Genomic DNA, 17,973 nt, shown 5'->3' with positions numbered 1-17,973 from the left:
TGCTTAGCGGCAAAGCAGCCAGATTATTTGAAGCCAGAACGCCATGGAAACGCTAAAAGCGCCCATCCATGACCAATATTTCATTCGCTGTGTATTCATGGTTACCACCCGGTTCTTATATTCGAGCCTGGAAATTACCCGTTTTTTATTTCCAGCATAAGCGCGCTGGGGCAGAGTAATAATTGCGGTCAAGTTACTTTCCCGCGTGGGCGATCCTGCGCCCCAAATTCCTTGCTTCTTTCTTTTAAAAGCGCGGCGCATTAACCCCAAAAATGCCAGGCCAATAAGCCAATGACGCACCAGAACAGCGTTGAAACGATAAATACCGTCAACCATGCTTTACGTTTAATATCAGTACCTGATGGAGGCGCTTCCCTGTTTGATGACATTGCCGACCTCGCGTCATTGATGTTGCTTATCATTTTCTTCTTACTGATTGTTATCATTGATGACCAATGGGATAAATCCTAAATAAACTGTGTGTGAAAAGCCAGAGTCTTTACGCACATTTTCGCGTAATTAATTCAATCTTTTGACATGAAATAAATTATTGAGGGTCCGGATTTGCGGTGTTGATAATTATTATCTATGGCGGCCAAAGTTAGCAAAGCCCCAATAAAAAAGCCTGTGTTCCGCTACAGGCTTTTCACTCGAAATAAACCCCATCTGGCCATGGAATATCGAACCGAATGCGCTATTTTGCCGGTAATTTGATATCGCGAAACATCATTTCTATCTCATCATTAGACCGTAAGGCCACAGCGGTATCCACGACATCGCGAGTAAGATGGGGGGCGAATCGGTGAATAAAATCATACATATAGCTACGGAGAAACGTGCTGCGACGAAAACCAATTTTAGTCGTGCTATGACTAAAGATGGGGCCAGCATCGATGCGTATAAGGTCGGGGTCGGATACCGGATCTACCGCCATACTGGCGATGACGCCTACCCCTAACCCCAGCCGCACATACGTCTTAATGACATCGGCATCCGTGGCTGTAAAAACAATATGCGGCGCCAGGCCCGCGCGATTAAACGCCGTATCCAGCTCAGAACGCCCGGTAAATCCAAAGGTATAAGTCACAATTGGGTACTCGGCCAGTTCCTCAATAGTTACCTGTTCCCGCTGCGCCAGAGGATGATCGGGAAGTACTACCACGGCCCGATTCCAGTGATAGCACGGGAGCATAATTAAATCATCATAGAGATGAAGCGCTTCCGTTGCGATGGCGAAATCCGCATTTCCTTTTGAAACCGCTTCGGCGATTTGCGTTGGGGAGCCCTGATGCATATGGAGCGATACGCGCGGATAGCGCTCAATGAATCCCTTAATCACGTGCGGCAGCGCATAGCGCGCCTGTGTATGGGTGGTGGCGACATACAGCGATCCCCGGTCAGGCCAGGTATGCTCACCGGCAACGGCTTTAATCGCATCGACTTTCGAAAGAACCTCCCTGGCAATGCGAATAATTTCTTCTCCCGCCGGTGTAACCTGGGTTAAGTGTTTACCGCTACGGGCAAAAATCTGTACGCCAAGCTCATCTTCGAGCATCCGTACCTGCTTACTTATCCCGGGCTGAGAGGTATAAAGCCCTTCCGCGGTAGAGGATACATTAAGGTTGTGATTAACTACCTCAACGATATAGCGAAGCTGTTGCAATTTCATGAATCACCACTTAATACAAAATTATGTGCGTAACGCTATATATGCTGGTAACGCGGTGCGGGAATTCACTATATCACTTATATCTATTTTGTATAGAAGCTAATAGAAAAGCCAACTGAGTTATATGTCCCACGATGCCATAGCCACCGCGCTAAAAGGCGCAATTATTCAGGTACAACAAAGCTGCCAATAATATTTTTATATGATAATGGGTTAATGCTATTACCAGAAAAATCACCGGAGGAATACTGCTATTATTCCTTTCAAATATTCATAGCATGCCCAGAATATAAAGATTTTCTTGCGACAACCTTGTATTCATTATTCTACTTCTTTTTATTACGTATACCGGAGCAGACAGTAAAAAGCCGGGATATCCCGGCTTTTTATGCATAACACTTTGACGTTATTTTTTCCCTTCAACCCATTTTCCGTCGATAAAGAAAGCAGACCAGCCGGTTGCCTTCCCTTCTTTTTCCGCCGAGACGTATTGCTGCTTCGTTTTGCGGCTGAAACGCACAATAGTCGGATTACCTTCAGGGTCCTGCTGCGGCGCATCCGCCAGATAGCGCAACTTCTCCGGTAGGCGATCGCGAAATCTGTGCAGTTCTTCCACTTTCGGCGCACGGGTTTCACGCGATTTAGGGAATGTGTTCGCCGCAAGGAAAATGCCTGCCGCGCCGTCGCGCAGGACAAAATAGGCGTCGGATTTCTCACACGGGAGTTCCGGTAGCGGTACCGGTTCTTCTTTTGGCGGTGCCACTTCACCATTACGCAAAATTTTACGGGTGTTTTTGCACGCCTCATTGGTGCAGCCCATATATTTCCCAAAGCGGCCCACTTTGAGATGCATCTCCGCACCGCACTTGTCACATTCCACTATCGGGCCATCATAGCCCTTAATGCGGAATTCCCCTGCTTCAATTTCATAACCGTCACAGGTTGGATTATTGCCGCAAACGTGTAGTTTACGTTTTGGGTCAATGAGATAGCTATCCATGGCGGTACCGCACTTCGCACAGCGGCGCTTAGCGCGCAGCGCATTAGTTTCCGCGTCATCGCCTTCCAGTACGTTAAGCACTTCGTTTTCCGGCACCAAATTGATCGTCGTTTTACAGCGTTCCTTCGGCGCCAGCGCATAGCCAGAGCAACCCAAAAAGACACCGGTGCTGGCGGTGCGAATCCCCATCTTACGGCCACACGTCGGGCAATCGATACTGGTCAGCACCATTTGGTTTGGACGCATTCCGCCTTCTTCGGGATCTTTGCTGGCAGTATCCAGTTGCTGGCTAAAATCTGCAAAGAAGCTGTCCAGCACGCTACGCCAGGCTTTCTCATGCTTCGCTACGCCGTCAAGGCTATCTTCCATCTGCGCGGTGAAGTCATAATTCATCAGCTCGCGGAAATTTTCTTCCAGGCGATCGGTTACGATCTCACCCATTTTTTCCGCATAGAAACGGCGGTTTTCTACATGGACATAGCCACGATCCTGAATGGTTGAGATGATAGAAGCATAGGTTGAAGGGCGTCCAATGCCGCGTTTTTCAAGATCTTTAACCAGAGATGCCTCACTAAAACGCGCCGGCGGCTTAGTAAAATGCTGAGCTGGCAGCAAAGCGACCAGCGACAGTGCATCACCCTTGTTTACCGCTGGCAAAGTACGATCCTCATCGCCTTTACGCAGTGCGGGCATCACTTTTGTCCAGCCATCAAAACGCAGCGTTCGTCCCCGCGCCTTGAGGCGGAAATCACCGGCCACCACGGTAAGCGTTGTCGAATCATACTTCGCCGGGGTCATCTGACAAGCGACAAACTGACGCCAAATAAGCTGATACAGCTTTTGAGCATCGGCTTCCATGTCTTTTAATGTGTCAGCCAGCACGCTGACATCGGAGGGACGAATCGCTTCGTGAGCCTCCTGTGAATTATCTTTACTCGCGTACTGATTTGCGGCCTCTGGCAGATATTTAACGCCAAAATTATCTTTTATATAGTCACGCGCCATCGTCAGCGCATCTTGACTCAGATTCGTCGAATCGGTACGCATATAGGTAATATGGCCGGCTTCATAAAGACGCTGCGCTAACATCATCGTCTTTTTCACGCCAAATCCCATACGGGTACTGGCCGCCTGCTGCAGCGTTGAAGTAATAAACGGCGCGCCAGGTTTGCTACTGGTGGGTTTATCTTCACGCTCCTGAATGCTGTAGCGCGCCTTTTCAAGCAGCGATACGGCCGCGTGGGTTTCATCGCGCGTTACCGGTCTGAACGGCTTATCATGACGATGCGTAACCTGCACTGAGAGTGCTTCACCGCCGGGCGTCGTCAAATCAGCATCGATTTCCCAATATTCCTCAGGAACAAACGCTTTAATTTCCCGCTCACGTTCAACAACCAGACGCACGGCCACTGACTGTACGCGCCCGGCAGAAAGGCCACGCGCAATTTTCTTCCACAGTAGCGGCGAAACCATATAGCCAACCACGCGGTCCATAAAGCGCCGTGCCTGCTGCGCATTCACGCGATCGAGATTCAGTTCACCCGGCTTTTCAAATGCCTGGCGAATCGCATTCTTGGTAATCTCATTAAAAACGACCCGGCTATAGCGTTTGTCATCCCCGCCGATGACTTCACGTAAATGCCAGGCAATAGCCTCTCCTTCGCGATCAAGGTCGGTTGCGAGATAGATGTGATCGGCTTTTTCCGCCAGCGATTTTAGCTCCGCGACAACCTTCTCTTTACCGGGCAATATCTCATAGTGAGCGTCCCAGTTATGCCATGGGTCAATCCCCATACGGTTAACCAACGCGCTGCGCTCATCTTTTTTAACCTTTTTTGTCGTCTTTGTGGAGGCAGAGTCAGCGCTCTTCTTCTGCGTTGAGCCACTGGTTGGCAGATCGCGGATATGCCCTACGCTGGATTTCACCACATAGTCGCTACCGAGATATTTGTTAATCGTTTTGGCTTTTGCCGGTGACTCCACGATAACCAGAGCTTTACCCATATTCACCTTTACCTAATTTTGTTTCATCCAGGAATACGCCATTTATCATCCCCTCGCGACTGACAATGCGTTTTATATTGCAGCAGCAGGAATGAAGATCAACCCTGTCGCCCAATAAATCCAGTGTCATCCTTAGCGCGCTGCGGGAACTGACGCCGTGCATCAGTGCGCAACAGCAAGGCGGAGATTTGCCTGAATGTCAAGAAATTCTATCGCCCACTATGCGAAAGCGCACACTGTACCTGATAAAATTTGATACGCAACTTTATTAGCATGCAATACGACATAGTGCTAATGCCGCCGCCGCGGTCATTCTATGATGTTATTTGCGCTTTTTAGAGACGCAGGCGTAAACTACGCACAAATTGTGAGGAGAATACTATGCTAAATGAGACTCAACCCGTAGATCGCAATACCTTACTGGCTGAAGCGAATAAAATTATCCGCGAACATGAGGATTATATTGCCGGTATGCAGGCAACGGACGTCGTTCAACAAAATGGTATCCTGGTTTTCCGGGGCGAATATTTTCTTGATGAGCAGGGTTTACCTACCCTAAAAAGTACCGCGGCTTTTAATATGTTTAAACACGTCACTCATTTATTATCTGAAAAATATCATCTCGCAGAATAATCATATGCGGTTAATTTACGGGCATCGGCCGGGCGCTCATAGCTGAGAAAGCATATATCTCCCGCCCGGCTTTTCTTCCCGAGGTTTTTGCCCAGTGACAAACTATTTTGGCCCTGAATTAAGCAGCAATAAGCGAGATTTCCCCCTGAAAGAGAATTAACGGACGCGTTTAACGCCTGAGCCTTTAATCTATTTCATTAATCACCGATCGGGCCAGGCAGAATTCGTTAATATCCCGCAGCTGATATTTTGCCAGGCCAGAATTAATCGCCTAACGCTGGCAGAGGTTTCGAATACTGACATAGCATCAGGCCAAGCCATAAGGCACCTACCTTCCTTAGTTACGCAAAAATTAATCCCGGAGCGGAGCGCTGGGTGAATTTACAATCTCATAAATAAATGCGGAGATTATTTACGACGGCAGCGTACGGAAATGATATTAATTTACACAATCGCCTTCATGATGAAAACTCCGGTAAATAACGCGGATTATTGATAACTGCGGCAGGCGTGATTTACGCACGCCTACCGCGGTTCTTCAGCAATAATATGTACCTGCGATCGTGGTTTTTAGCTCTTAAACACCCATACAAAACGTGTTCGGCAAAGCCGCTTACGGCATTGGGCGTTCGCCGCGCTGCCACCAGCGCAAAAGAAGGCGATCGGCGCCTTCTGTCGCTCCCTGAGTGAAGCGTTCAATCATTTTTTTACGCTGTAGATAGCGCACACTGACGACGTCATAGCGCTGTAATCGCTCAATTAACCAGTCATCACTGGTTGTTGTCTCATCAATAAGCCCCTTTTCAAGCGCCTGAGTACCGTACCAGTATTCTCCGGTAGCCACCGCTTCTACATCCAGCGACGGGCGCATATCATGCACAAACGCTTTGAACAATTGATGGGTGTCGTTCAGGTTTTCCCGGAACTTCTCTCTCCCTTCCGGCGTGTTCTCGCCAAACAGTGTTAGCGTTCTCTTATACGCTCCGGCGGTATGCAGCTCTACATCAATATCATTTCGCTTCAGCAGTCGGTGAAAGTTTGGTACCTGCGCCACAACGCCGATGGAACCAATAATAGCGAACGGTGCAGCCACAATTCGACTGGCAACGCAGGCCATCATATAACCACCGCTCGCAGCAACTTTATCAACGGCAACGGTAAGAGAGATGTTTCTGGCCCGCAGGCGCTGTAATTGCGATGCCGCCAACCCATACCCATGGACAACGCCGCCCGGGCTTTCCAGCCTTAACAGAACCTCATCCTGTGGTTTAACCACGGCCAGTACCGCAGTTATCTCTTCACGCAACCCGGCTACCTCGTGCGCATCCATACTCCCTTTGAAATCGAGCACATACAGGGTAGATTTCCCCGTATTTTGCACGGCTTCTTTTTTAGCTTTCGCTTTTGCCGCTTTCGCCTCTTGTTTCTGCCGTTGCTTTAGCGCTTTAGCCCGAGCCTTTTGCTGATATTCATCCAGAAGAGCATGCTCAAGCGTTTCCCGCATCTCTTCATATTGCTCATTCAGGCGCATAATGTGTAGCTCACCGCGCTGTGCTTTTTTACGGCGGGCGACATTCGTCACAATCATAACTACCGCACCGATAGCCACTACCACAGTGACAACTCGCGCCAAAAACAGGCCGTATTCGATTATCAAATTCACGTTTGGGTCCTATGACGTTGGTGTTTCAAAGCTTTATTGTAACGTTCAACGTTAGATGCGCCCATCAGAAAGACGGCGAAGGTTTGATAAAGAGTCAAATATTTACAAAATGTTAACCCTGCCGGGGACAGGCAATACTCCGATTGAAACACCCTGCAAAATCAGGCATAAAAACTTAATAACGTAATGAATATTCAGCAATCTCATAATTCGTTGATTGACAGCCCCTAAATTAGACAGGAGCCGCCCGTGTTGCATTACCAACCTAAATCCACATTACTGGATAACCGTATTATCCTGGTCACTGGTGCCAGTGATGGCATTGGCCGTGAAGCGGCGATAACCTACGCCCGTTACGGTGCCAGTGTCATTCTCCTTGGACGTAACGAAGAGAAGCTTCACGCCGTTATAGAGGAAATAACGAAAATCGGGGGGAACCTCGCGCGCGGATTTGTTCTGGATTATGACAGTGCCGATGCCGCTGCCTGCCAGCGCCTGGGCGAACAACTCGCCGCTGCCGTTCCGCGTCTTGACGGTGTGCTCCATAACGCCGGCGCGTTGGGTGATATCGCCCCTATGATCCAGCAAAAACCCGAGGTATGGGCTCAGGTTATGCATATCAATGTCAATGTCACATTCTGGCTGACACAGGCGCTCCTGCCGCTGCTGTTAAAATCTGAAGCCGCATCCCTGGTCTTTACCAGTTCCAGCGTTGGCCATCAGGGGCGCGCAGGCTGGGGGGCATATTCTGTCTCAAAATTTGCAACGGAAGGGATGATGCAGGTACTGGCCGACGAATATCGCCACAAAAATTTGCGCGTCAATACAGTAAATCCTGGCGGGACGCGAACTAAAATGCGCGCCAGTGCGTTTCCCTCTGAAGATCCTCATCGCCTTAAAACACCACAAGAGTTGATGCCTCTCTATCTCTGGCTTATGGGTGACGACAGTCGACGTAAAACGGGTATGTGTTTTGACGCTCAGCCGCACCGTAAGCCAGGCATAGCCGAATGAACGATCGGCGCCATAAAGAACGCCAGCAGCGGCTTAAACAGGAAGTTGATGCGCGTATTGCTGCTGCTAGTCAGGAGCGAGGGCTGCTGATGGTGTTTACCGGCAACGGTAAGGGCAAAACCACCGCCGCTTTCGGTACGGTGACGCGCGCCGTAGGCCATGGTTTAAAAGCCGGCGTTATTCAGTTTATTAAGGGCTCCTGGCCCAATGGAGAACGGCAGTTACTGGAGCCCGCAGGAGTAGAGTTCCAAACGATGGCGACGGGGTTCACCTGGGAGACACAAAACCGTGAAACGGACACTACCGCCTGCATGGAAACCTGGCAACACGCCAGGCGGATGTTATCCAGCGCCGAGCTTAGCCTTGTAGTGCTGGATGAAATTACCTACATGATAACCTATGGTTATTTGCCGCTGGAAACACTGACGCAGGCGCTCAACGTCCGTCCGGCACATCAAAGCGTTATTCTTACCGGGCGAGGCTGTCATCGCTCCCTGCTTGAAATGGCCGATACTGTCAGTGAGATAAGGCCGGTTAAACACGCCTTCGATGCCGGTATTAAAGCTCAGCGGGGCATCGATTATTAAAAAGCCCGCGTACAGCGGGCAAATCAAAATAGTCATGGGGCCACGATACCGGGCAACTATCCCTAAAATCGGGATTACCTGTAACTTATCCGCCCCGCGAATTGCGCCGCCCACTGCTTTTTGACGTACTGACCCGAGCATGACGCTTCACCGCCCGGCGGATCTGGTTTGCTTTGGTGCGACGCCTGTCTTTTTCAACGGCAACTTTACTGGTGGTTTCTGGCGCCAGCTCTACCATCCCACGCAAATAATTCGTTTGCGCTAAATCGAGTTCCGTCCAGCCACCGCGCGGCAAACCCTTCGGAAGGGCAATATCGCCGTAGCGCACGCGAATCAAGCGGCTAACCTGGACGCCTACCGCCTCCCACAGGCGACGAACCTCGCGATTCCGCCCTTCCGTCAACGTAACGTTATACCACTGATTAATACCTTCACCGCCGCTATAACGCAGGGTCTTAAACGCCGCCGGGCCATCTTCCAGTTGGATGCCGCGTGTCAATTGGCGCAGCTTAGCTTCCTCAATTTCACCAAAGATGCGTACCGCATACTCGCGCTCTACCTCCCGGCTAGGATGCATTAGCCGATTTGCCAATTCACCGTCGGTAGTAAACAATAATAAACCACAGGTGTTTACATCAAGGCGACCGACGGCAATCCAGCGAGCACCATGTAGTTTCGGTAATCGGTCGAATACGGTTGGCCGCCCTTCGGGATCGCTGCGGGTACAAAGCTCGCCCTCAGGTTTGTAATAAGCCAGAACGCGGCATACGGCATCATTTGCCGCTTTTAGCGACACAAGGTGCCCATCAATCCTGATTTTTTGCGTTGACGTTAAAATAAGGCGATCGCCCAGCGTAGAGACTTTGCCATCTACACTGACCCGCCCTGCCGCTATCATTGATTCTATTTCGCGGCGGGAGCCATGACCTGCACGCGCCAGTATTTTTTGTAGTTTTTCGCTCTTGTCGTTCATTGAGGCACCTCGGGTGTCGCCTTCACAGGCGTCTGAATGATAACTTATTTTTCAATGAGTTATCAAAATGATTGGCCGGCTATTATACCGATTTTCAGAATAGATGTAACCCGTTTTATCAAAGCCTGCCAAATAGCAAAATTCTTCCTGCTATTCAAGCGAAATAGGTGATTACTCAGATAAAAGCGAGGTGCCCCTCTATCCCGAGATCTAATAAGAAATTGGGTAGCCTTTCATTTCAAGAAATATCACTTTCTAACAGCGCCAAACACAGATATTTGCCAGCGCTATCACTCTTTTATTGGCTGTAATAAATAATAAACATGTAATGAGAAATAGACTCATTAATAATAGGTCTGTGGAAAAAACCACCTTCTTGAATATTTATCTTTAGCGAAATGCCGCATTTATCATAGATAAGATATTTCCAATTCACACTTTTTCTGGTATACACATTGCGCGCCATATGGCCCGGATTAAGCCTATAATTATTGAAACACCAGGATAGCAGAATGAATAACGTGCCAACCAAAATTACTCTCGCACTGACAATAGGGCTCACCCTGAGCGCCTGCCAGAGCCATACCACAGCCTTCCCGGCCCCGGCGCCAAAGATAGTAATGCAGCCGCAGGCTGATAATACGCCGACTTCGCCAGAAAAAGCTAGCCTGGTAAGAAACGTTTCGGATATCGAGAAATGTCGCACCCAGCTTAATGAGCTACAGTTTTATAACAAAAAAGCCTATATTGCCGGGAAACTAAAATTAAATAAAATTACCAAAACTCAGACTATGATCAATGCCAGTTCAGGCAAAGCCTCTGATGAAACAATCCACTATATTGCATATTTAAATAATTTATCGTTGAACGAAACTTGCAAAAAGATTGAAAAAGATCTGAATGCAGGCATGCTGCGCAAAGCCCTCGCTGCTAGCCTGTAAACACACGGCATCTCTTCGCATTTCATGACCTTACTGGCGACGCAGGGATTGCCCGCCATCGATCCTTTCCGGCTTTGCTGGCTATATTGTTCATTTTAAAAATAAATTCATTGTTATTAACTCACTTATCCTATAATAAGACAATACTGTTTTATTTATTTCATGTCTAAATTTATCTTTTAGTAATGCACTTTCTTAATTGCAAAATACTCACCTCATGTGCATTATATATATCAATATATTGTAAGCATCTTATTTTCTCCGCTCAAAAAAAATAGCGTGCACATTATTTATCGCTATATATTCAATACATTAACAGTTGATTTTATCTCTGGCATAAAGTAGTGCTAAAATAGCCATAATCCACTTGCCGGTAGAATATTTCCTTTACGTCATAAATATTCTCTGAATACCAGAGATGGCCTACAGGCGCCAGTTTAGGCGCAGCAAAGGCTCTCATATAAGGCCAGTAGCGATACTATACGCGGATAGCGATCGTGAGATTTTTATAATTACTGGTAACTCTTCAAAGCAGGTTTTAGCATGGCTATTTAAAGCCTAGGGTCTGGGTTACGTATAATCCCATCCGTTTTACAGATGGCTGTTCATGCGCGACTGTGAAAATCCGCTTTCATAAAAGGCGGCGTTGCTTTGCCGCTCCACAGAGGGTTACCCCCTGCGCCAACCCGCAGGGCTTTCGCTTCACATTCCATTCAGGCTTAATTGATTCTCTTCTTGTTCATGCTTCTCTTGGTACTTTACGCAGTTGCGGATCATTTCTGCATTCATACCTGGAGCAGCCGCGCCGTATCCCTTTGCCCAAAAATGATTGCCCCGCAGTATATACTTCAACTACAGGAATTTATTGAACTGACGATATCGCTGCTCTGCCTTTAAAGTACCCTATCACTTCCGATGCTGACAATTTCATCGGGATCTTTACCAGCAAATGCACACGGCCTAACTAAATATTTAGCTCCGCAATTTCAATATAAAGCTGCTGACTTAATATCCCTATATGCCTGTAAATCGTCTTCCTACATTATTCTTCAGTATTTGAAATCGGCAACCAGGCTGATATTAGCAATGCCAAGACTTATATGATGTTTATTCGAGCCTACTCAGAGTGAATCTTTGTCAATTATCGGGATAACCGATTCGACTTTTCCTATGGATAATGGCCGCCGAGGCCAAAACGCCGGTAACCACGTCCTTAAGTGATTATCATGAAGTAAAAAGCCGCCTGCATAGCAGATGGCTTTGACACAGCCACCGAAAAGGGAAATTAAACATTACCCTTTCAACCCTGGCTGTATTTTTCTTTCTGCTTTCTCTTTGACTTTCTTATCCTGATATCATACATGCCTGCGGAGTATTGCTTCGTTTGCTCTCGCTGAGCCCACAAATCCCCTCTTTGCAGGGTTTAATTGCCCCAACGGTTACGCTTTCTGAGATAAGGCAATTTCGCAAACAGTCTGATAGACGTTCGCTCTTTCACAAATTCCGTGATTTCCAAAGCACTTAAACCTGGCGGTGCTCTGACTACCAGATTCATATGACCTACCGGCACATTTAACTCCACAACCGTGAATTTCTTCATGTTGCAGTGAAGGTTAATACTACGGTAAAGCACTTTACCAAGGCTGGCTTTGAGGGTTCTGTATCTGTACGTCGATGTCCATACGAGATAATGCTGACAGGGATAGAATACGTGGCAAACGATTTTATATCTGCTCATGCTATTGCCCCTTGATTTGCCGGTAATAAATCGAGCCAGTATTTAGCAGAACATGCTACGAGCATAGCCCCCTATGAACGATAGCCACCTCCGACAGAAGGCAGTTTAAAATTTTGCCAATAAAATAAAGGCGATATTGATCCCCCCAAAGGGGTGCATCAAATCCCTTAAAAAAGAAGCCTCGACCAGTCTTGTGAAATTTAAATCCCAAAACAATAATAAGACAAAGCCAAAACCTGTTAATGATCGCGCCTACAGGACGTGGTTTTCAGTTGGCAATAAAAAAGGGTGCCGAAGCACCCTTTTAGGTTCTTGCCAGACTAGTTAGTTTTAGGCGTCGCGCTTTCAACCCGGCTTTTCAGCTTTTGCCCCGGCCGAAAAGTCACCACACGGCGCGCCGTAATGGGGATGTCCTCGCCCGTCTTCGGGTTACGCCCGGGACGTTGGTTTTTATCGCGCAAGTCAAAATTACCAAAACCAGAGAGCTTGACCTGCTCACCGTTTTCCAGAGCACGACGGATCTCTTCAAAAAACAGCTCGACCAGCTCTTTGGCATCCCGTTTGCTAAGCCCTAGCTTCTCAAACAGGTACTCTGACATTTCAGCTTTTGTTAGCGCCATAGGTTCAATCCCTCAATGATGCCTGGAATCGTTCTTTTAATGCCGCAACGCATTTAGCAACGGTGGCGGCAATCTCCTCTTCTTCCAGTGTACGGCTGGTATCCTGAAGGATTAGGCTAATAGCCAGGCTCTTATAGCCCTCCGCTACACCCTTACCGCGGTACACATCGAATAAGTTTACGCCAACTATCTGATTTGCGCCAACTTTCTTACATTCATTTAAAATATCCACCGCAGGCACATTTTCAGCTACCAGAACGGCGATATCACGGCGGTTCGCAGGGAACCGGGAAATCTCCTGCGCCTCTGGGATCCGGCGCATCGTAAGCGGTTCCTGAAGCAGCTCAAACACCAGCGTGCGGCCATTCAGCCCCAGCTTACGCTCCAGCTCTGGATGCACAACGCCCATGAAACCTATGCATTTATCGTCCAGATAAAGCGCGGCGCTTTGTCCTGGATGTAAGGCAGGATTAGACTGTACGCGAAATTCAATTTCAGATAATTCTCCCGTTAACTCTAGCACGGATTCCAAATCCCCCTTGAGGTCATAGAAATCGACGCTATTTTTCGCAAGATCCCAATGCTCTTCGTAGCGGTTGCCGCATATAACGCCGCTAAGAACGGGTTCCTGCCGAATTCCCATCTCAGCGTTCGCATCCGGAATAAAGCGTAGCCCGCTTTCAAACAAACGAACTCTTCCCTGCTGACGATTTTGATTATAGACCGTCGTCCCTAGCAGCCCCGCCCACAGCGATAGGCGCATAGCCGACATCTCGCTGGATATTGGGTTGGGCAATAGTAATGCTTCTTCCTGTGGGTGCAGTAAACGTTGAACTTTCGGATCAACAAAGCTGTAGGTGATAACTTCCTGATAGCCTTTATCCACTAACATGCTTTTTATACGCTTCAGGGAAAGACGCGCCTCAAGGTGATCGCCCATAACCAACGCAGCCTGCACCGGCCGGTTTGGAATGTTATCGTAACCGTAAATCCGGGCGACCTCTTCCACCAAATCTTCTTCGATAGCCATATCGAAGCGCCAGGAGGGAGCTACGGTCTGCCATTCCTTATTCCCTTCAGTAACGGTAAATCCAAGACGCTGCAAGATATCCATTACCTGTGCATCAGGTATTTCATGGCCAAGCAGTTTGTCGAGCTTGCTGCGACGTAAAACGATGTTCGCAGGGACGGGTAAATCGGCTTTACTGGTGGCGTCAATAATGGGGCCGGCCAGGCCTCCACAAATATCTACCAACAGATGCGTTGCGCGCTCCATGGCTTTATATTGCAGGGCCGGATCTACGCCGCGCTCATAGCGATGGGATGCATCAGTATGCAAACCGTGACGGCGCGCGCGGCCAGTAATCGCCAGCGGGTTGAAGAAAGCGCACTCTAGCAGAATATTTTGCGTCGCTGCGCTGACACCAGAGTATTCGCCGCCAAAAATACCGCCCATCGCAAGCGCCCGCTGGCTATCGGCGATGACTAATGTGTCATCCATCAATTTAGCTTCATTGCCATCCAGCAGCGTCAGCGTTTCACCATTTTTGGCCATGCGTACAATAATTTCGCCGTCAATACGGTCGAGATCAAATGCATGCATTGGCTGCCCCAGCTCCAGTAAGACATAATTCGTCACATCAACCACAGCATCGATAGAACGAATACCGCAGCGACGCAGTTTTTCTTTCATCCATAATGGTGTAGGTGCAGCAATATTAATCCCTTTTATTACTCGACCAAGATAGCGCGGGCAGGCATTGGGGGCATCAACGCGAATAGGCACTATATCGTCAATCGTCGCTGGCACAGCGATGATTTCTGGTTCAGTCAGGGGCAACTGGTTGAGGACGGCAACATCGCGTGCGACGCCGATTATCCCTAAGCAGTCTGCCCGGTTTGGTGTCACGCTGATTTCAAGCGCGTTATCATCAAGTTTCAGATAGTTGCGGATATCGACTCCAACCGGTGCATCGCAGGGCAACTCAATAATCCCGCTATGATCGTCAGTAATGCCGAGTTCTGAAAATGAGCACAGCATGCCTTCAGAGGGTTCACCGCGTAGTTTAGCTGCCTTAATTTTAAAATCGCCCGGAAGCACTGCGCCGGCAGTCGCCACCGCGACTTTAAGGCCCTTACGGCAGTTTGGTGCACCGCAAACGATATCAAGCAGCCGCTCACCGCCAGTATCAACTTTCGTTACCCGCAGCTTGTCTGCATTGGGGTGCTGTGCGCACTCAACAACTTCACCGACAAATACGCCGTGGAAGCTGCCCGCTACCGGTTCAACGCCGTCCACCTCAAGACCTGACATCGTGATTTGCCCGGCAAGTTCATCGCTATTTATGGCCGGATTTACCCATTCGCGTAACCACAGTTCACTGAATTTCATTGGAGTAACCTGCCCTTATTTAAACTGTTTGAGGAAACGTAAATCATTTTCGAAGAAGGCGCGTAAATCCGTGACGCCATAGCGCAGCATGGTAAAGCGCTCCATACCCATTCCGAAGGCAAAACCGGAATAGATTTCCGGATCGATGCCGACATTACGCAAAACATTAGGATGCACCATGCCGCAGCCAAGCACTTCCAGCCATTTCCCATTTTTCCCCATAACATCCACTTCGGCGGAGGGCTCTGTAAAGGGGAAATAGGATGGGCGGAAACGCACCTGGAGATCTTCTTCGAAAAAGTTGCGCAGGAAGTCGTGTAAAGTCCCCTTCAGGTTAGTGAAATTGATATTGGTATCGACTATCAATCCTTCCATCTGGTGGAACATTGGGGTATGAGTCTGGTCGTAATCGTTTCGGTATACGCGGCCGGGTGCAATAATACGGATCGGAGGCTGGTTACCTGCCATAGTGCGGATTTGCACGCCAGAAGTCTGGGTGCGCAATAAGCGCTTCGCATCAAACCAAAAGGTATCATGGTCAGCACGGGCCGGATGGTGCCCGGGAATATTCAGCGCATCAAAATTATGATAGTCATCTTCAATTTCCGGCCCCGTCGCCACGGTAAATCCTAACTCGCCAAAAAAAGTTTCAATGCGGTCGATCGTTCGTGTAACCGGATGTAAGCCGCCATTTTCGATACGTCGGCCAGGCAGAGAGACATCCAGCGTTTCAGCCGCGAGACGCGCATTTAATGCCGCATTTTCCAGCATTTCTTTACGCGCATTTAGCGCCTGCTGAACGGCTTCTTTTGCCTGATTAATAACCGCCCCTGCCGCCGGACGCTCTTCTGGCGGCAGCTCGCGCAGTGTGGTCATCTGGAGGGTCAGGTGCCCTTTTTTGCCCAAGTATTCAACGCGAACGTTATCTAACGCCGCGGCATCCTGGGACTCGTTTATGGCTGCCGTTGCGCGGGCAACCAGCTCTGCGAGTTGTGACATGATGTTCCTCTTATGCCAGCGCATACGCCAGCGTCATGGTCTGAAGGCAAACGATTTACGATAAAAAAAGGCCTCCTAAAAGGAGGCCTTTAGCGTATTTTCCGTTTCTTTTCTTACGCAGAAAGCCCCCGAATCAGGTGCGAAAGTAAAAAAAGAAGCGGAAAATAGCAGCATTCATGCTTGCGGTTACCTTATTGCTGTAAAATTTATTGTTTATATTGAACGAGTTAAACTGGAAAAGTCAACGAATATGCGCCCAGGTAACTCAATATCTATTCTGCACTCCACCGTTAGCCTGATGACCGCGAGGTTTAAAAACGTGCCGGAATAACTTGCTGTTCTGACGATATCTGGTGACAGGTGCAAAAGCAAAAGAGGGAGCACGCTCCCTCTTAAACCTGACTTATGCCAGCGCTGCTTTCGCTTTTTCAACCAGCGCTGTAAAAGCCACTTTGTCGAATACGGCGATGTCGGCCAAAATCTTACGATCAATTTCAACAGAGGCTTTTTTCAGGCCATTGATGAATTTGCTGTAAGACAAGCCATTCTGGCGAGCAGCGGCGTTGATACGTGCAATCCATAACTGACGGAACTGACGCTTACGCTGACGACGGTCACGGTAAGCATACTGACCTGCTTTGATAACAGCCTGAAAGGCAACGCGGTACACGCGAGAACGCGCGCCGTAGTAACCTTTAGCTTGTTTCAAAATTTTCTTATGACGAGCACGTGCAATCACACCACGTTTTACGCGAGCCATTTACTCTCTCCTGTATCTATTCTGTTTCCTCTCCCTTACGCGAAAGCGCGCTTATCAGTTACGGATAAACCGATGTGCACTGAACAAAACCCGCGATAGCGTAAAACAGAGGCTAAAAAAGTGAAAAACGCAGTGTTATGCGTACGGCAGGCACGCAATGACCAGACCCAAATCGCCTTTAGAAACCATTGCTTTCGGGCGCAGGTGACGTTTACGTTTAGTTGCTTTCTTAGTCAGAATGTGACGCAGGTTAGCGTGCTTATGCTTAAAGCCACCTTTACCGGTTTTTTTGAAGCGCTTAGCAGCACCGCGTACGGTCTTAATTTTTGGCATGTTTAATACTTCCACTTCGCATTGTTAATAAACGAAATACGGGCGAACGCCCGAAGCTTACGCGTTAAAACGTAAAGCTTCGGGATACGCTACTTGAAGGCCCGTTATTTCTTCTTAGGAGCGAGCACCATGATCATCTGGCGACCTTCGATCCTCGATGGGAACGATTCGACTACCGCCAGTTCACTCAGATCGTCTTTGACGCGGTTAAGCACCTCCATACCGATCTGTTGGTGGGCCATTTCACGCCCGCGAAAACGCAGGGTGATTTTGGCCTTATCGCCTTCTTCGAGAAAGCGAATCAGGCTGCGGAGTTTTACCTGATAGTCGCCTTCGTCGGTACCAGGACGGAATTTAATTTCCTTAACCTGGATAACTTTTTGCTTTTTCTTCTGTTCTTTAGAAGATTTGCTCTTTTCATAGAGGAACTTGCCGTAATCCATAATACGGCATACGGGCGGCTCGGCATTGGGGCTGATCTCGACTAAATCGACACCGGCTTCCTCAGCCTTTTCAAGAGCTTCTCTCAGGCTGACAATACCAATTTGCTCGCCATCTATACCTGTTAAGCGAACCTCTTGAGCGCGGATTTCGCCGTTAATGCGATTAGGACGCGCGGTTTGAACTCGTTTTCCGCCTTTAATACC

General features: G+C 48.5%; 17 protein-coding genes, 1 pseudogene and 1 other annotated feature. Of the genes and pseudogenes, 4 read left to right on the top strand and 14 right to left on the bottom strand.

Translation table 11 applies throughout. The features are described from left to right. Nucleotides 1-3: 3 nt before the first annotated feature. The 4 genes from ymiC to topA all read right to left on the bottom strand — a co-directional run bounded on the left by ymiC (nucleotide 4) and on the right by topA (nucleotide 4,673). Nucleotides 4-99, bottom strand: a complete 96-nt coding sequence (ymiC, locus tag SFA31_RS14145; RefSeq protein WP_322838552.1) for a small membrane protein YmiC — start codon at nucleotides 97-99, stop codon at nucleotides 4-6. A gap of 161 nt (nucleotides 100-260) precedes the next feature. Further along, on the bottom strand, nucleotides 261-389 hold the full coding sequence (locus SFA31_RS14140; protein WP_322838551.1) for a YmiA family putative membrane protein: 129 nt from the start codon (nucleotides 387-389) through the stop codon (nucleotides 261-263). A 305-nt stretch (nucleotides 390-694) separates the two neighbouring features. Continuing rightward, entirely contained in the window at nucleotides 695-1,669 is a 975-nt protein-coding gene (gene cysB, locus SFA31_RS14135) for an HTH-type transcriptional regulator CysB (protein WP_322838550.1), read from the bottom strand. A gap of 406 nt (nucleotides 1,670-2,075) precedes the next feature. Then, a complete protein-coding gene (gene topA, locus SFA31_RS14130) occupies nucleotides 2,076-4,673 on the bottom strand; it encodes a type I DNA topoisomerase (RefSeq protein ID WP_322838549.1) in 2,598 nt (865 codons plus the stop codon). A 381-nt stretch (nucleotides 4,674-5,054) separates the two neighbouring features. On the opposite strand from topA, the gene SFA31_RS14125 reads away from it, so the two are divergent. Next, nucleotides 5,055-5,306, top strand: coding sequence for a YciN family protein (locus SFA31_RS14125; RefSeq protein WP_322838548.1), 252 nt, complete (start codon nucleotides 5,055-5,057; stop codon nucleotides 5,304-5,306). Nucleotides 5,307-5,919: 613 nt separating this feature from the next. Here SFA31_RS14125 and sohB read toward each other — a convergent pair. Then, nucleotides 5,920-6,969, bottom strand: a complete 1,050-nt coding sequence (gene sohB, locus SFA31_RS14120; protein ID WP_322838547.1) for a protease SohB — start codon at nucleotides 6,967-6,969, stop codon at nucleotides 5,920-5,922. A gap of 252 nt (nucleotides 6,970-7,221) precedes the next feature. On the opposite strand from sohB, the gene SFA31_RS14115 reads away from it, so the two are divergent. Next, nucleotides 7,222-7,983 (top strand): YciK family oxidoreductase, encoded by a 762-nt coding sequence (locus tag SFA31_RS14115; RefSeq protein ID WP_322839379.1) that lies wholly within the window; start codon nucleotides 7,222-7,224, stop codon nucleotides 7,981-7,983. Beyond that, nucleotides 7,980-8,570 carry a cob(I)yrinic acid a,c-diamide adenosyltransferase gene (gene cobO / locus SFA31_RS14110; protein WP_322838546.1) on the top strand — a complete coding sequence of 197 codons (591 nt, stop codon included), beginning with the start codon at nucleotides 7,980-7,982 and terminating at the stop codon, nucleotides 8,568-8,570. Before SFA31_RS14115 ends, cobO begins: the two co-directional genes overlap by 4 nt. 85 nt (nucleotides 8,571-8,655) lie before the next feature. Here cobO and rluB read toward each other — a convergent pair whose 3' ends face one another. Further along, on the bottom strand, nucleotides 8,656-9,543 hold the full coding sequence (gene rluB, locus SFA31_RS14105) for a 23S rRNA pseudouridine(2605) synthase RluB (protein ID WP_322838545.1): 888 nt from the start codon (nucleotides 9,541-9,543) through the stop codon (nucleotides 8,656-8,658). Nucleotides 9,544-10,064: 521 nt separating this feature from the next. On the opposite strand from rluB, the gene SFA31_RS14100 reads away from it, so the two are divergent. Then, nucleotides 10,065-10,484, top strand: coding sequence for a hypothetical protein (locus SFA31_RS14100; RefSeq protein ID WP_322838544.1), 420 nt, complete (start codon nucleotides 10,065-10,067; stop codon nucleotides 10,482-10,484). A gap of 1,292 nt (nucleotides 10,485-11,776) precedes the next feature. Here the strand turns inward: SFA31_RS14100 and tnpA are convergent. The 8 genes and pseudogenes from tnpA to infC form a co-directional block, all read right to left on the bottom strand. After that, nucleotides 11,777-12,222, bottom strand: a pseudogene (gene tnpA, locus SFA31_RS14095) (IS200/IS605 family transposase). A 320-nt stretch (nucleotides 12,223-12,542) separates the two neighbouring features. Beyond that, nucleotides 12,543-12,842 carry an integration host factor subunit alpha gene (ihfA, locus tag SFA31_RS14090; RefSeq protein ID WP_322838543.1) on the bottom strand — a complete coding sequence of 100 codons (300 nt, stop codon included), beginning with the start codon at nucleotides 12,840-12,842 and terminating at the stop codon, nucleotides 12,543-12,545. A 4-nt stretch (nucleotides 12,843-12,846) separates the two neighbouring features. Next, on the bottom strand, nucleotides 12,847-15,234 hold the full coding sequence (gene pheT, locus SFA31_RS14085) for a phenylalanine--tRNA ligase subunit beta (protein WP_322838542.1): 2,388 nt from the start codon (nucleotides 15,232-15,234) through the stop codon (nucleotides 12,847-12,849). A 15-nt stretch (nucleotides 15,235-15,249) separates the two neighbouring features. Continuing rightward, on the bottom strand, nucleotides 15,250-16,233 hold the full coding sequence (gene pheS / locus SFA31_RS14080; protein WP_322838541.1) for a phenylalanine--tRNA ligase subunit alpha: 984 nt from the start codon (nucleotides 16,231-16,233) through the stop codon (nucleotides 15,250-15,252). 61 nt (nucleotides 16,234-16,294) lie between these two features. Beyond that, nucleotides 16,295-16,416: a sequence feature (Phe leader region), on the bottom strand. Continuing rightward, nucleotides 16,367-16,411, bottom strand: a complete 45-nt coding sequence (gene pheM / locus SFA31_RS14075) for a pheST operon leader peptide PheM (RefSeq protein ID WP_322839378.1) — start codon at nucleotides 16,409-16,411, stop codon at nucleotides 16,367-16,369. (Overlaps the previous feature by 45 nt.) 220 nt (nucleotides 16,417-16,636) lie before the next feature. Next, nucleotides 16,637-16,993, bottom strand: a complete 357-nt coding sequence (gene rplT, locus SFA31_RS14070; protein ID WP_017372915.1) for a 50S ribosomal protein L20 — start codon at nucleotides 16,991-16,993, stop codon at nucleotides 16,637-16,639. 135 nt (nucleotides 16,994-17,128) lie between these two features. Continuing rightward, nucleotides 17,129-17,326 (bottom strand): 50S ribosomal protein L35, encoded by a 198-nt coding sequence (gene rpmI / locus SFA31_RS14065; protein WP_001124225.1) that lies wholly within the window; start codon nucleotides 17,324-17,326, stop codon nucleotides 17,129-17,131. A 104-nt stretch (nucleotides 17,327-17,430) separates the two neighbouring features. Next, nucleotides 17,431-17,970 (bottom strand): translation initiation factor IF-3, encoded by a 540-nt coding sequence (infC, locus tag SFA31_RS14060; protein WP_322839377.1) that lies wholly within the window; start codon nucleotides 17,968-17,970, stop codon nucleotides 17,431-17,433. Nucleotides 17,971-17,973: the final 3 nt, after the last annotated feature.

It is taken from the genome of Erwinia sp. HR93 (assembly GCF_034555055.1).
Taxonomy (GTDB): domain Bacteria; phylum Pseudomonadota; class Gammaproteobacteria; order Enterobacterales; family Enterobacteriaceae; genus Apirhabdus; species Apirhabdus apintestini.
This window is presented reverse-complemented; position numbering and strand designations above follow the sequence as displayed.

Excerpts from the sequence above, each read along its gene's own strand:
- ymiC (WP_322838552.1), bottom strand. The coding sequence starts at position 99 with ATGAATACACAGCGAATGAAATATTGGTCATGGATGGGCGCTTTTAGC.
- SFA31_RS14140 (WP_322838551.1), bottom strand. The coding sequence starts at position 389 with ATGTCATCAAACAGGGAAGCGCCTCCATCAGGTACTGATATTAAACGT.
- cysB (WP_322838550.1), bottom strand. The coding sequence starts at position 1,669 with ATGAAATTGCAACAGCTTCGCTATATCGTTGAGGTAGTTAATCACAAC.
- topA (WP_322838549.1), bottom strand. The coding sequence starts at position 4,673 with ATGGGTAAAGCTCTGGTTATCGTGGAGTCACCGGCAAAAGCCAAAACG.
- SFA31_RS14125 (WP_322838548.1), top strand. The coding sequence starts at position 5,055 with ATGCTAAATGAGACTCAACCCGTAGATCGCAATACCTTACTGGCTGAA.
- cobO (WP_322838546.1), top strand. The coding sequence starts at position 7,980 with ATGAACGATCGGCGCCATAAAGAACGCCAGCAGCGGCTTAAACAGGAA.
- rluB (WP_322838545.1), bottom strand. The coding sequence starts at position 9,543 with ATGAACGACAAGAGCGAAAAACTACAAAAAATACTGGCGCGTGCAGGT.
- ihfA (WP_322838543.1), bottom strand. The coding sequence starts at position 12,842 with ATGGCGCTAACAAAAGCTGAAATGTCAGAGTACCTGTTTGAGAAGCTA.
- pheT (WP_322838542.1), bottom strand. The coding sequence starts at position 15,234 with ATGAAATTCAGTGAACTGTGGTTACGCGAATGGGTAAATCCGGCCATA.
- pheS (WP_322838541.1), bottom strand. The coding sequence starts at position 16,233 with ATGTCACAACTCGCAGAGCTGGTTGCCCGCGCAACGGCAGCCATAAAC.
- rplT (WP_017372915.1), bottom strand. The coding sequence starts at position 16,993 with ATGGCTCGCGTAAAACGTGGTGTGATTGCACGTGCTCGTCATAAGAAA.
- rpmI (WP_001124225.1), bottom strand. The coding sequence starts at position 17,326 with ATGCCAAAAATTAAGACCGTACGCGGTGCTGCTAAGCGCTTCAAAAAA.